The sequence below is a fragment of the candidate division WOR-3 bacterium genome (assembly GCA_013177935.1).
In the GTDB taxonomy this organism is placed as follows: Bacteria; Hydrothermota; Tepidihabitantia; order Tepidihabitantales; family Tepidihabitantaceae; genus Tepidihabitans.
In genome coordinates, this window is the sequence record JABLXZ010000002.1 from 30,846 (window position 1) to 43,412 (window position 12,567).

General features: G+C 52.7%; 11 protein-coding genes. 2 read left to right on the plus strand and 9 right to left on the minus strand.

Going from position 1 to position 12,567, the window contains the following annotated elements; genetic code table 11:
* Positions 1–3: 3 nt before the first annotated feature.
* The 4 genes from HPY86_03430 to HPY86_03445 all read right to left on the minus strand — a co-directional run bounded on the left by HPY86_03430 (position 4) and on the right by HPY86_03445 (position 6,003).
* Complete coding sequence (locus HPY86_03430; protein ID NPV13967.1) at positions 4–3,198, minus strand: hypothetical protein; 3,195 nt, start codon at positions 3,196–3,198, stop codon at positions 4–6.
* Positions 3,199–3,345: 147 nt separating this feature from the next.
* On the minus strand, positions 3,346–4,233 hold the full coding sequence (locus HPY86_03435; GenBank protein NPV13968.1) for a carboxypeptidase regulatory-like domain-containing protein: 888 nt from the start codon (positions 4,231–4,233) through the stop codon (positions 3,346–3,348).
* A gap of 168 nt (positions 4,234–4,401) precedes the next feature.
* Complete coding sequence (locus HPY86_03440; protein NPV13969.1) at positions 4,402–4,953, minus strand: hypothetical protein; 552 nt, start codon at positions 4,951–4,953, stop codon at positions 4,402–4,404.
* 66 nt (positions 4,954–5,019) lie between these two features.
* Positions 5,020–6,003, minus strand: a complete 984-nt coding sequence (locus HPY86_03445; GenBank protein ID NPV13970.1) for a hypothetical protein — start codon at positions 6,001–6,003, stop codon at positions 5,020–5,022.
* Between the two features lie 108 nt (positions 6,004–6,111).
* On the opposite strand from HPY86_03445, the gene lepB reads away from it, so the two are divergent.
* Both lepB and HPY86_03455 read left to right on the plus strand, forming a co-directional pair.
* Positions 6,112–6,936, plus strand: a complete 825-nt coding sequence (gene lepB / locus HPY86_03450; protein ID NPV13971.1) for a signal peptidase I — start codon at positions 6,112–6,114, stop codon at positions 6,934–6,936.
* Positions 6,917–7,663 carry a hypothetical protein gene (locus tag HPY86_03455; protein ID NPV13972.1) on the plus strand — a complete coding sequence of 249 codons (747 nt, stop codon included), beginning with the start codon at positions 6,917–6,919 and terminating at the stop codon, positions 7,661–7,663. The genes lepB and HPY86_03455 overlap by 20 nt, the downstream gene beginning before the upstream one ends.
* Before the next feature lie 2 nt (positions 7,664–7,665).
* On the opposite strand, the gene HPY86_03460 is transcribed toward HPY86_03455, so the two are convergent.
* The 5 genes from HPY86_03460 to HPY86_03480 are packed head-to-tail and all read right to left on the minus strand — an operon-like array spanning position 7,666 to position 12,528.
* A complete protein-coding gene (locus HPY86_03460) occupies positions 7,666–8,385 on the minus strand; it encodes an outer membrane lipoprotein-sorting protein (GenBank protein NPV13973.1) in 720 nt (239 codons plus the stop codon).
* Positions 8,382–9,659 (minus strand): FtsX-like permease family protein, encoded by a 1,278-nt coding sequence (locus HPY86_03465; GenBank protein NPV13974.1) that lies wholly within the window; start codon positions 9,657–9,659, stop codon positions 8,382–8,384. The genes HPY86_03460 and HPY86_03465 overlap by 4 nt, the downstream gene beginning before the upstream one ends.
* Positions 9,650–10,819: an ABC transporter permease gene (locus tag HPY86_03470; GenBank protein NPV13975.1), complete on the minus strand. Its 1,170-nt coding sequence runs from the start codon at positions 10,817–10,819 to the stop codon at positions 9,650–9,652. Before HPY86_03470 ends, HPY86_03465 begins: the two co-directional genes overlap by 10 nt.
* The gene (locus tag HPY86_03475; GenBank protein ID NPV13976.1) at positions 10,816–11,517 is read right to left on the minus strand and encodes an ABC transporter ATP-binding protein; all 702 of its coding nucleotides are present in this window, start codon (positions 11,515–11,517) and stop codon (positions 10,816–10,818) included. Before HPY86_03475 ends, HPY86_03470 begins: the two co-directional genes overlap by 4 nt.
* Positions 11,518–11,529: 12 nt before the next feature.
* The gene (locus HPY86_03480) at positions 11,530–12,528 is read right to left on the minus strand and encodes a hypothetical protein (GenBank protein NPV13977.1); all 999 of its coding nucleotides are present in this window, start codon (positions 12,526–12,528) and stop codon (positions 11,530–11,532) included.
* Between the last annotated feature and the right edge of the window lie 39 nt (positions 12,529–12,567).

Genomic DNA, 12,567 nt, shown 5'->3' on the forward strand with positions numbered 1-12,567 from the left:
CGCTCACCGCACCACCGTGACCTTCTTTACCCCGCGATAACCGGCATCGGTTTCATACCGCATGAAGTAAACACCGGGTGCTAAACTGCCGACCGAACTCTTTCCTGCCTTACCGAAATTTATTGAATGCATCTCTGCCACCACCCGACCTGTGATGTCCACTATCCAGACCCGGACGCCTTTTGCACCGCTCCCGCTTGCCAGTTCTGCTAAATACCTCTCGAGCATCACCGGGCTTGACACCGTCGGTATTGACTTAACGCCCTTTTCCTCACTCGCTTCGTCCATAACCCCGAGCCGCGGCACTGTGGGTCTTGAAGCCAAACCCATTGCTGGTACATAGCGCCACATTTCCAAAGTCTTGTTGCCTTTCAGGGCAAAAAACACACCTCCACTAAAATGGGCGATATCACCGCCGGCTTTAACCCGCTTCCTTTTGCCGGTCGAACCGAGCTGGGGAATGGTGTCAAGCTCCTCCCAGCGGGCTTCAGCCGTCCGATAACACCAGAACTCCGCGGTATTACCACCTTTCAGGGCGTAAATAACACCGTCGTAATACGCGGCACCACCACCATCCTTGGACTTTTTACTCTTACCGGTCCGCGTGCTCTGCCGCGGAATGCCGGGCAGGGGTGTTGTACTCCAGCGGTTGCTCTCGATATCAAACACCCACAACTCCTCGTTGTTTGCCCGATGGGCATAGATGTTGTTAACCCCATCGTAAACCAGCCAGGAACCCTCTTTCCACTTTCCAATCGGCGCATCTGGAAGCACACTCCACTCACCGGTTGCGGTGTTGTAACGCATAAAATCGCTGTAATAACCCTTTAACAGGTACAGATAGCCGGTGTCGTTTTTCGTTAGATATACCATATCGCCGCCGCCCTTCACCGCCTTACCACTATTACCCAGCGGAATATCAGATAGCTGTTCCCACCGGTCTTCAGTTGCGTGGTAACACCAGAAACCCCTGGTATTATTACCTTTAACTAAATATACCTTGCCTGCACCAGCCACAACACCCCGCGCACCCTTTTTCGGCAACCTTTCCTCTCTTCCCGGCAAAATCGGCGATAGGATACGCCAGGTGTCAGTAAACGGCTCATAGGCATAAAAGTCGCCTGTTTTGTTGCCTTTGCCCGCGTAAATTACACCCGAATTTTCATCCGCGGCAATCCAGCCCCCATCTTTAACCGCCGCGCCGGAAGGTTGGGCCGGCATTGGCACCACCTCGTGCCAGCCCGCCTGCCATACCGGCGTCACCCAGAACTCACCAGTTTTGATGTTGTTTGCCTGCACCTGGTCAAATGGATAATAGACACTGCACCGCACCGCCCATCTGCCACCGGTGTTCAATGAACAGGGCGCAAATGTGACAAGCAGTTCGGAATTGCCTGGGGGTTGGTTCACAACATTCTGTTGAGCGCTATAAACCGGTTGCCCTTGAGCGTTGTTAATCACCAACCACATCTGATATGTCGCATTCACATTGCCCGGATTCTGGGCTGCTACCACGGGCGTAATTACACTTCCTGCCGGATACCGGTCGGTTGGCACCACAATCCTTGACACCGTCACATCGCGCACCCGTACAAAAACCGCACCGGTGTCCCGGTCATTTTCCGGCACCACATCGTTCATCAGTTCGGTTGAACAACTGACCACCAGACTGCCCCTTTCCCGGGCATACCAGCGCGGGAAAATCAACTCGTTTTCGGTGTTGGGCTGATGAAAATATGCCGTTTCCACCTGACAGTAATTTGCGCCGATTCTGAGCCGGACCGGATAACTCTCCATCCTACTACCGTAGTTGAAAAGTTTCACCACCGGTGTCACACCCATACCCGAATCTACCATCCCAACCGGTGCCAGAATCGCTGTGCAGGCAACATCCTTTGCCACAACATCACAGGACCCGATATAGGGTCGGAGGTCTTTACCCGTAACCACAATCTGAAGCGAGCCGGTGTTTATCGGATTGATTTCAAAAATCGCCTGGCCCTGACTGTTCGTGCTGGTGTACTCATAGACGGTTGAATCCATTGATATACAGACCACCGCATTCGGTACCGGTGCGCCACCCGCCCGCACTGTTACCACAAAAGTCTGAGGCTTTCGCAGGATAACCGAATCGTGTTCCACCTGTAAGGTTTTTACCGGTCCGGTCCAGACATTGAGCTCTGGGTCGCCCAACAGGTTCCATTCAAGATAGCGCACCGAATCTCCATAAATTGAATCAACCCAGAACTTGCCGCGCAGTGCCGCCTTTCCCAATCGGTACTCACCCTCTTCGTACAGCGAATGGAAAAAACCCCGAAAACAGGCGCTCCGGTACCGGGAAAGGTGGTTACCCGAACGGGTTGTTCCAAAAAACGCAATCGCACCGCCCAGCGCTCCTGGTGAACCGGCACGCACAAACCGGTCACCGTACATCGACTCACCCGGTGCCAGAGTTATCGTAGCGCAGGTGCCGCTCACCACCACCGGCATTTTCGCACCATTTCCCCAGCCGGTGGCATCAACCGCATTAAAAGGCGAGTACCAGGTGCCAACACCGGTACCCCGATAGGTAATGAAAAGCCTGCCATCGTGCGCTGCCGCATTCACCTCCCGGCTCGAGTCACCATAAAGGTCGCACAAACTCTCAGCCAGTGCAAAACCCCTGTCCACCCAGTACTGGCGTAAAATCCGCGAATCCTTTTGATAAAAAGAGTCCGGTGGTACATCTTCCCGAACCACAGTAGTTCCTTTGTAAAACCAGAGTGTATCAATGTCCGCAGGTGGATTTTCATACGCCAGGACCTTGGCAACAAATGTGCTGCAGTCGCGCACCGTCTGCGCCGGGAACCTTCCCACCGGGATTTCCATCAGGTAATCCCCGCTCATATCACCGTAGTAGTTGTCGTTGTTGTTGGTGAAGCTCGGGATATGAGTCGGACCACCCAGAAGTAAAACATACTCGGGTGGAATGTCCCAGTTGTTCCAGGCATTGCGAATGTAACTGCGAATTGAGGCGGTGTCGGTTCCGGTTTCACTCGTCGGCACAACCTTTGCTAACATCCCTTTTGCGGTCTTCCAGCGGGCAAGGGGAAAGGCGGCAGGAACAAAAGAGTCCGGGGTAATTATCAAATAACGGGCGCCTTCCTCAGCCAGCAAGGAAAAAACACCCAAGAGCAGAAATACAAAACCTTTTCGCATAATGCCATTACCTCCTGTTGAACCTGTTAAAATAACCCTGGGATGTAACCCGATTTGTCATTAGAGCATAAAACGGTAGAAGATTTTGTCAATAAAAAGTTTACCCTCTAGCGGTGGTACGCCAGAGGGTAAAAGTCGAATCCCAATTCAGTTGCTATCAGTCTGGTTTTTACCCAGCCGTTGCAGCCGGAAGTCAATGCCCCGGGTCATCTCACCGGAATTAACCACAACCGGTTCAGGATATGTTGCCGCCTGATAACCGGGCTTAGTCGCGGAAACTGTATAACGACCTGGCTCAAGTCCAACAATCCGGTAAAACCCATGGCCATCAGTCCGGGCAAAACCGTTACCCTGCAAACCTAAAGCAGTAATCAGAACACCGGCAATCGGTCTTCCGGTTTTCGCATCAACCACCTGACCCGAAATTCCACCACGCCTGGGCTTGGGTTGCAGGGCAAAGTTGATGTTTTCGGTAACCTCACCCTCAACAACCTCAACCGGCTGGGGATAAACCTCGCCAAAATAGCGCCGCGCCTTTGCCGCAACCTGATAACTTCCCGGACCTAATCCGCGGATGATGTAGTAACCGTTACGGTCGGTTCGTGCCCGACGGGTAAGCGCCTGATTGCGTACAATCACCACCGCACCCCGCAAAGGCTCCCGGGTGATACGGTCCACAACTCTGCCGCTAATCGCGCCGGTGCGTCTGGGCAAGGGCCTTAACCGCAAATCAACACCCCGGGTGATACTGCCTTCCCGAACTACCACCAGAACCGGAGAGTGTGCCGGAACAAAACCCCGTGCTCGCGCTATCACACGATAACTCCCGGCATCTAAACCTTCAATCAGGTACTCGCCTTGGTCATTAGTCACCGCTCTACCTGCGGGCGTACTGTCACTGCAAGCGGTAACAATCGCATTGGCGACAGGCTGACCGGTTGCGACATTGAATACCCTTCCCGCGATACCGCCGGTGCCGGCAAATCCAATGCCGACCAGGGTTCCGATTATAACGAACGCAAGCAGTTTCTTCATTTTTGACCTCCTGTTTTCATAATTCTACTTGCCATCACCCGATATAATTACAATTGGTGTGCCAGAATCGTAACTAACCAATTGTCAGCAAGTTGTTGTTTTATGAAATTATCGACGCTGGACTTTTGTGTTCAGGTTTGGCTTTTCTGGAACAAAAGAGTTTACTTTTCAGCCCACCAGTTGCTCGTAAAAATCGACCCTGCCGACACCAAAAGGAAAGTTTGCCACCCGCTGCCAGGAACCGTCCGGCAGGGTGCGGAGCAACACCACCGAATCAACAACCCCTAAACTCCTGCCCACACTCTGCACCTCTTTAATTAAAGAGTCCCACTTTTCCTCTTCCGGAACCCGGCAAACCACAAGATACACATCCCGGGACTCATCATTCTTTATTAAAGATACCGGCTCAACACCCGTGATACTTTTCCGCAACTCCAGCACCGCCTCCTGTCCCTGGGTTACATCACCAAGTAGAAGTTCACCCTGGCGGTGCCAGTTGTCGCACACAATCGCAATCGGGTGTAACTTCCTTCGCGTCTCACTCAAACAGTTTACCATTGTAACCACATCACCCAACGCAACCGGCACCCAGGGCAAAACAACCGGAATGTGCGGCTCCAGCTGAAATAGACCGGGCGCAAACCGCTCCCGCAATCGCAAAAGTTCCTTATCCTGTTGTAATTTAGGGAAACTGACAACACTAAACTGCACCGCCCTCATCTAATAAATTATACCAAATCTCTAACCCCTTGCAATACCTGCAGATGTCTTAATAATCCGATTGACTCAGCCGACGCGCAACGCCTGGGTCGTTTCCTCTTCAAGCGGTGCCACCTCAAAAACCCGGTTACCAGCCCGCACCTTTAAGCGGGGCAGGTTTTTGCCATCCGAGTACCGGGCACAGAGCCGGGCAGCAACTTCCACATCTTTGTCGTCACCACCCTGCCAGACAACCACCACCGGTCCCGCGACATCAACCGGCTCAATCACCACATCATTGGCATTAATTAAATTGGTGATTACCCTGTTTTCCATCTCATTTCTGCCCACGACCACCTTCCGGCCTGAAGGCAGCCGGAAATGCCTGCCCACCTTTAACAGATTCATATCGCGCAAACTGTCTTCGTTATGGGCAAACGCATCTTTCAACCTCTGAGCAAAGTTTTTATCGGTGAGAAGGCAACCACCCGCAGGACAGGGATAATCTTTGATACCGTAATGGGCAGCCAGGGCAATCTGGGGCTTGCGCGACCGTCCTTGAATCGCCAGAAGTTTCTGCCGGTCAACCCAACCTTCTATTTCCGGAATCGTTGGCTCCAGCAGTTTTGCCGAGAGTGGCCGCAAAACCCTGCCCTGCAAGCCGGACTCCCGTTCAATCAACTTCAAAGCCTGCAGATGCTGGGACATAGGCCTTTCGCCTAAAACCTCACCCGTGAAAACAAACTGGGCGCCAATCTCCTCCATATACTCCTTTGCCCGCCTAAAGGTAAAAATCCGGCAGTCAATGCACGGGTTCATTGCCGAGCCGTAACCGTGGCGGGGCTTTTTTATCATCTGGATGTACTCTTCACCCTTTGCCACCACCTTCAAAGGGATACCTAACTGCTCGGCTGCCCGCCGCGCCTCATGGCGACACCCTTTCCTGGTGCAGGTACAGAACGGACTGACAAAGTTCAGACCAAAAACCTCAATACCCTGGTCCAGTATCACCCGGCAGGCAAGGATGGAATCCAGCCCGCCCGAAAGTAACGAGACCGCTTTAACCTTCACAAGTTTATTCTACCCGTATCCACCTCTGGGTCAACAGTAAGGGAAATCTACTCTCTTCGCCTACCCAGATGCTTGACTTTACCTTACCCTTTTCTAAACTAACCTGTTATGGCTGATGGATTTGGCAGCGGTGTAAAACGTTTCTTTCGCGAGTGGACCCCGGTCATTATCGCCGTCCTTCTCATCCGTTCATTTCTCGTTGAGGCGTTTATGGTTCCCACCGGCTCAATGGAAGACACCATTTTGGTCGGCGACTTTATGCTCGTCAACAAATTTGTCTATGGGGTCAAAATCCCTTTCACCGACCGTACCCTTATCCCCGTCTCCAGCCCGAAACGCGGGGACATCGTCATCTTCCGGTTTCCGGTTGACCCGGATATGCCGGTTGACTCCCTGCACCCCAACCGCTATGCTCGCATTTTCCCGTCCTGGTTACCGCTACTGCCTCTGTTCTGGGATAAACAGACCAACTTCTTCACCTGGTACACCCCGCGCAACTTTGTCAAAAGGTGCGTTGCGGTTGCCGGTGACACCGTTGAAGTACGCAACAAAGAACTGTTTATCAACGGTAAAAAAGTGGTTGCACCCTATGCGGTCCACAAGTTCTACTACACCCTGCCTCCCTTGCCTCAGGAGTTGAAGCCCGACTTCCAGCACCTCTGGGAAAACCGCAGTTTTTACCGTTCGGAACTTTCGCCCTATGTTCGGGACAACTTTGGTCCGGTGGTTGTACCCGAAGGCCACATCTTTGCGATGGGTGACAACCGGGACAACTCTGAAGACTCCCGCTTCTGGGGACCGCTGCCTTTACGCTATCTCCGGGGAAAACCGCTCGTTTTGTACTTCTCATCCAGCGCCGCTCCCAACATCGCCCGCATCATCATCTCACCCTGGGCAATTCGGTTCAATCGGATTGGCAGGCTCGTCCGTTAAACCCTTGTCCGGCATCACCGTCACCGTCCCGTTTGGCAGCGAACCGGACTGGCGATTTGGCACCCAGCCTATGCCTTACACACCGGAAGATGCGGAAAGGTTTGTAAGCATCATTGTTCGGGAAATTCGCTCCCGGAGCAAATCGTATCGCAAACACACCTTCACCACCATCTACTTTGGTGGCTGTGGACCGTCCTGCCTCACCCTTGACCAGTTGTACCGGATTTTACAGGCGCTCTATGACCACCTTGTAATCCAGCCTGAAGAACAGACATTAGTTGTTTTACCCGACACCGTGGATCTGGCACGGGCAAAGGTTTTGCGCGAGTCCGGATTTGACCAGGTGACATTACGGCTCAACCTTGATGCCCAAACCCTGCCCGAAAACGACTTTTTAATCCTGCGCGACACAAACTTCTTCTCGGTTGGACTGGAACTACCCGCCTCAATCCCGGAAGAAACCTTAACCCGCATCCTTGCGCTCAAGCCCGACCATATCACCTTTTACCCTGCACCAGCCAGCCCCACATTGAACGAAAAACTCGGCGCCAACTACCACCAGTACCTGCCCGGACACTTCTCATTACCCGGCAAAGAAAACCACCACCTTATCGCCTTAGTCAGCGACAAACCGGTTCTCGGGTTCGGTCCGGGCGCATTTAGCCGAACAGCGGGCAAAAACGCCGAAAATCCTAAATCATTTTCCGAATATCTGTGTTCGGTCTGACTTTACCGCCGCAATGACGCCTTGGAAAAAAGCGCGGGCGGAATTGAAATATCCTGTTGAATTTCTTCAATGACAAATTCGGTGCCGGCTCCGGTTTTCAACAGGTCGCGGAAGACCACCCGGGTTGCAACCCAGCGGCTATCAATCCATTTTGTCTCAAGAACCTCGGCTCTTTTGAGCGGCTTGCCGCTCTTGGAAAACCGCTCCTCTTTAAGCACAATTAACCTTTCCCGGTCCACCCAAATTTTTCGTTTTGGATAAGCAACATCCGGACTTCGGGCGTTGAGTTCCAATACCCAGACCGGCCTGGAATCAATTGAATCGCTGCCCGTTGTGACCGCTCTGTAAATCGGGCGCAAACGCGGCTCCTCCATCATATCCTCATAAGACAAATCCGAACCTGCTACTGACTGGCGTAACATATGACCGGAAATGCGGATTGTCCGGTCCGATTCTGGTGTGTAAATCCAGAGGTCACGCCCTAACTTTAACATCTTCGTGCCCTTTTCCCGTTCCGGTGCCAGATACTCAACAAAGGCGCTGTCACCCCGGCTGTAAGAACGGATGCGCACGGTCCGCACGCCCCTTCTGCCGGTGATGCGCATACTGGCAACAACCATCCGGCTTTTGGTAAAGGTGTTTTCATCAATTCGGCTAAGAAGCGAATCGCCATCGGGTAGGTTCATACTGAAAAATATGAGCAGAGCCAAAAATGTGTTCATTCAGAAAACTCCTTTGCCAGTCTTGCGGTTGAACGCCGGAAAATCCCCAGCCCGGAAATCGCACTGCCCAGAAATGTCGCGATTAAACCGGGCAGGAACCCGACGAAGAAACTTGTCGGTGTAATTCGGGCGCGCAGCACCTCACTTATTACCACCGTGGTATTTTTCATCATCCCGCCAATGTTAAGCCCGATTTTCTGTAGATAATACGCCGGCACCAACCCGATAAGTGTACCTGCCACCGAACCGACCAGCCCGATAAAAAACGCCTCGGCAAGAAGCGAAAAATAAAGCGCCGGTTTGGACTCACCCAGAGCCAACCGGATGCCAATCTCACCGTAGCGCCGCAGTGAGCCCATCAATCCGGCATTCCAGAGCACCACCGCCATCGCCATAATGAATATCAGGACAATCAAGCCGGTTGCGCCCGCAACGATGTCAATCAGCGAGCCTAAATCACTCGCCTCGCGCAAAGACCGCATTATTGGTGCAAATTCGTCCTCAATGCCGGTTAAGCCGGTGTTGTACTCCCGGGCAATTTGCACCGCGCGTCGGTCGTCATAAACTCCGTCCGCAAAGAATCCCACAATTTCGCTCGCACCATCTTCAAGCCCGAGCACCTCCTGTACGCCTTCTAATTTACCAATAACCATACTGCGGTCTAAAGCGGTAACACCAAACCGCACCGTACCCGCAAGGGTGAAGTCCGCAATCGCCATACCGCCTTCGGCGGTCATTGATATCAGGCTAACACGCGCACCCGGAGAAATTCCCAGCCGCTGGCACAAATCCTCGCTGAGCAAAATCTCGCGGCTCTCTTGGGGAACCCTGCCCCGCACCAGCGCCTTCTGCAACTGGAGAAGTTGATGCTCAACCGAACCCGGTGTCAGGTCAACTGCTAAACCGGTAACTGGTACCTGTGCCCGGGTCATACCAAGAGAATCGGGCACATCAATTAAGCCGCTGAACCGGATGCGTTCGGTCCAGATGATATCAGAATACTTGCCCTTCAACTCCGCCTTTAACCCCTTGACACCGAACAGCGCGGTCTCCAGTGTACCGGATTCGCCTTCCTGCGCCTGTGCCCGGGTCGTTACCATTAAATGGCCCGTCACCAGTCGGGCGGTTGTGTCAAAAACGCTGTCCTGCGTCCCGCGCAAATAGGCGTCAAGAAATACCACCAGTGCAACACCAATCGCAACCGTCAGGAAGGGGAAAAGGCTTCGGCTGCGGTCCCGTATCAGTCCTTTAATTATAAAACCGGTCATACCCATTTTCCCCGGAGAGCATCGGTTGGCTTCAGTTTCAAGATGCGCCGGGTTGGCAGATACGACACAAATGTCGCCGTAATCAATACGAGAATGGTTGTACCGAGAATCAAACCCGCGGTCCATGCCGGATACATTCGCTCTTCCAGCGCAAACCCCCACTGATTTCCGCCCGGCATTGCCAGCCCATAAGCACTTAGATAAAGGAACAGTGGCGTACCGTAAATCGCACCCAAAAGCGCTGCCAGCACCCCGTACACCGCACCCTCAAAGGTGAACATCGCAATCACCGCACCGCGCGTCATTCCCAGCGCGATGAGCGTACCAATCTCCCGGCGCCGGCGGAAAATGGAAAACACCTGGGTGTCAAATATCGCCAAGAGTGCCAAAAGAAATAGTACAATAAACATAATTGACTGCCCCACGGTCTTCGTCTTTATCATCTGCCGCAGGTCAGACAGGAGAAATTCGGTCGTATAAAACTTCCAGCCTTCCGCCACCGGCGGTGGTTTAACACCGGGTTTAAGAACCACGACTGTTGCCTGCCTTTCCAGCCCGGTTAGCAACTCAAGCTGCTTTAAGGGCAACCACACCTGACCCTGGTCAATTGTGCCGACACTTGTCTGCATTATTCCCGCAACCCGAGCCTCACGGGCATCAAATGCGCCCTCTTTATCCCGCCACTGCAGCGTCAAATAATCATCAACATTGACATTTAACTTCTTTGCCATCTGCGCCCCTAACAAAACCGGTAAATCACCAGTTGAGTCAGCGAGTACTTGTGTGGGAATCTTCAAAACGGTCTGCGGCGTGGAAATCCCTTTAAGCAGTACCGGCACCATCCTTCCCTGAACAAAAACCGTCCCGGGAACAACAAGAATCGCCACCGCCTGCCCTGATTCAACCAGATGGGCAATCGTTTCCGGCAACACCCGGTGCGCATTCTCAAATGTGAGCGGGTCGTATGGGTCAAAACCTTCACACCAGAACTGACCGCCCCCGAACTCAAAATCGATTGACGCCCTCTCTGCCTGACGGTTAACCCCTTCTAATAGCCCCTGACCAAAGATAATCGCAACAAACGCCAGGGACAGGGCAAAACCATTAAGCCAGGTTCTAACTCCTGCCCCGCGCAGGTTGCGCAGTGCCAGTTTGATCGCACTCACCCTTTGACCTCCTCATCTGCCACCACCGCACCGTCCACCAGTTTAATGCGGCGCCGCAAAAACTTAATTACCTTATCGTCGTGGGTAGAAAAGATAAATGTGGTACCCAGTTCCTGGTTGAGTTTTACCATTGTGGTGAGAATATGATGGGAGTTCTCGGCATCAAGGTTGGCGGTTGGCTCATCGGCAAGGATAAGTTCGGGCTCTTTTACCACCGCCCGGGCAATTGCCACCCTTTGACATTCACCGCCGGACAACTGGGACGGTTTGGAGTTTGCACGGTCTGCCAGCCCAACCCATTCCAGCGCCGCCATCACCTTTTTTCTTCGTTCTTTTGCCGGTATCTTTAAGAGCAAAAGCGGGAACTCAACATTTTCGTAAACGGTATAAACCGGCAGCAAATTGAAGGTCTGAAAGATAAAGCCAATATGCCGGCTGCGCAGTTCTGCTGCCCGCTGTGGGGAAAGCGACTCCACCCGTTCATTCAGCACCAGAACTGAACCGGCACTGGGCGCATCCAGGGTTCCAATGATATTAAGCAGAGTGGTTTTGCCCGAACCGGAAGGACCGATAACGCCACTGAACTCTCCGCGGCAAAACTTTAAACTTACCCCTTTGAGCGCCACCAGTTCCTGTCGTCCCATCGGGTAACGCTTTACAAGGTTAATCGTTTCAACAATAACTCGGCTGTCGTTCATTTTCCACTCCTGTCAATGGTTAAAAAATACCTGTCCAACTATACCGTTTGTCTTTCCCACCGCATTGAAATAACCGGTAATAAGAAACTGCCAGTTATCCAGAGTATGCTGCCAGCCTAAATAAATATAAGGCTTGCGCTCCTGCCAGTCAAAAAATGTCAACTGATTCAGGTTGTCGTTGAGCCCGAGTGGATAGGTTAAAGAGAGCGCTGAGAGATGTTGCCAGTTGGTATGATTATGGGTTGTCATATGTTCCAGAAGAACGGTCAACCCATTGCCAATTCCAAAGGTATAGTCCACACCACCCATTATCTGCCCCTGCCATCGCTTGCCCGTGTGTACCAGCGCACTCTCAAACCAGACCCCAGGACCGATGTCCCAGCGTCCATCCAGACCAACCTTGTCTTCCAGTACCGTATCACCCTCAACAACCGTCCAGCGATGATGAAAACTACCGGCCATCTCGCCACCCGACAAAGCCTTTTCCAGTCGGGCACCCGCCTCAGGAAACCATTTCGGGGTCGGTGTTGTTTCCAGCCCTTTGGGCTTTGAATTACCAATAAGCCCCCAGAGCCAGACATTGTCATTGCCCGAATAACCCCGGTACAGCATACCGTAAACACCTGCCGTAGTCTGAAGCGGGTCGCGCGGGTCAATTCGGTCAAACCAGCGTAAGGGCCGTAACATCACCGCCGAGCCGAAGTTAATCTGTTGCAGACCAAGGCGCACCTCAGAACGCTCGGTACCATAACTTAAAAAAAGCCGATAGAGGTCTATCTCCGCACGACAACTGGTGTTCCTGGAATGAACTGCGCTTCCGATGACCGCACGCACCGAAGCCACAAAATCAAGACTGCCCGTTGGGGTTACAAATTTGTACTCAACTCTGGGCCGGTATTCCCCCTCCATATTTATGGAGCAATGCCTTAACGAATCACTGATGCCGATTTGCCCGGTTGCCTGGCCGTGGAACTCAAAAATACCGCTGATAAGCGCGATAAATAAAAGCATCAAAACGCCAGTTTAACATCCTCTAATATCCGAAAATTG

Excerpts from the sequence above, each read along its gene's own strand:
- HPY86_03440 (NPV13969.1), bottom strand. The coding sequence starts at position 4,953 with ATGAGGGCGGTGCAGTTTAGTGTTGTCAGTTTCCCTAAATTACAACAG.
- HPY86_03435 (NPV13968.1), bottom strand. The coding sequence starts at position 4,233 with ATGAAGAAACTGCTTGCGTTCGTTATAATCGGAACCCTGGTCGGCATT.
- HPY86_03475 (NPV13976.1), bottom strand. The coding sequence starts at position 11,517 with ATGAACGACAGCCGAGTTATTGTTGAAACGATTAACCTTGTAAAGCGT.
- HPY86_03480 (NPV13977.1), bottom strand. The coding sequence starts at position 12,528 with ATGCTTTTATTTATCGCGCTTATCAGCGGTATTTTTGAGTTCCACGGC.
- HPY86_03460 (NPV13973.1), bottom strand. The coding sequence starts at position 8,385 with ATGAACACATTTTTGGCTCTGCTCATATTTTTCAGTATGAACCTACCC.
- HPY86_03430 (NPV13967.1), bottom strand. The coding sequence starts at position 3,198 with ATGCGAAAAGGTTTTGTATTTCTGCTCTTGGGTGTTTTTTCCTTGCTG.
- lepB (NPV13971.1), top strand. The coding sequence starts at position 6,112 with ATGGCTGATGGATTTGGCAGCGGTGTAAAACGTTTCTTTCGCGAGTGG.
- HPY86_03465 (NPV13974.1), bottom strand. The coding sequence starts at position 9,659 with ATGGGTATGACCGGTTTTATAATTAAAGGACTGATACGGGACCGCAGC.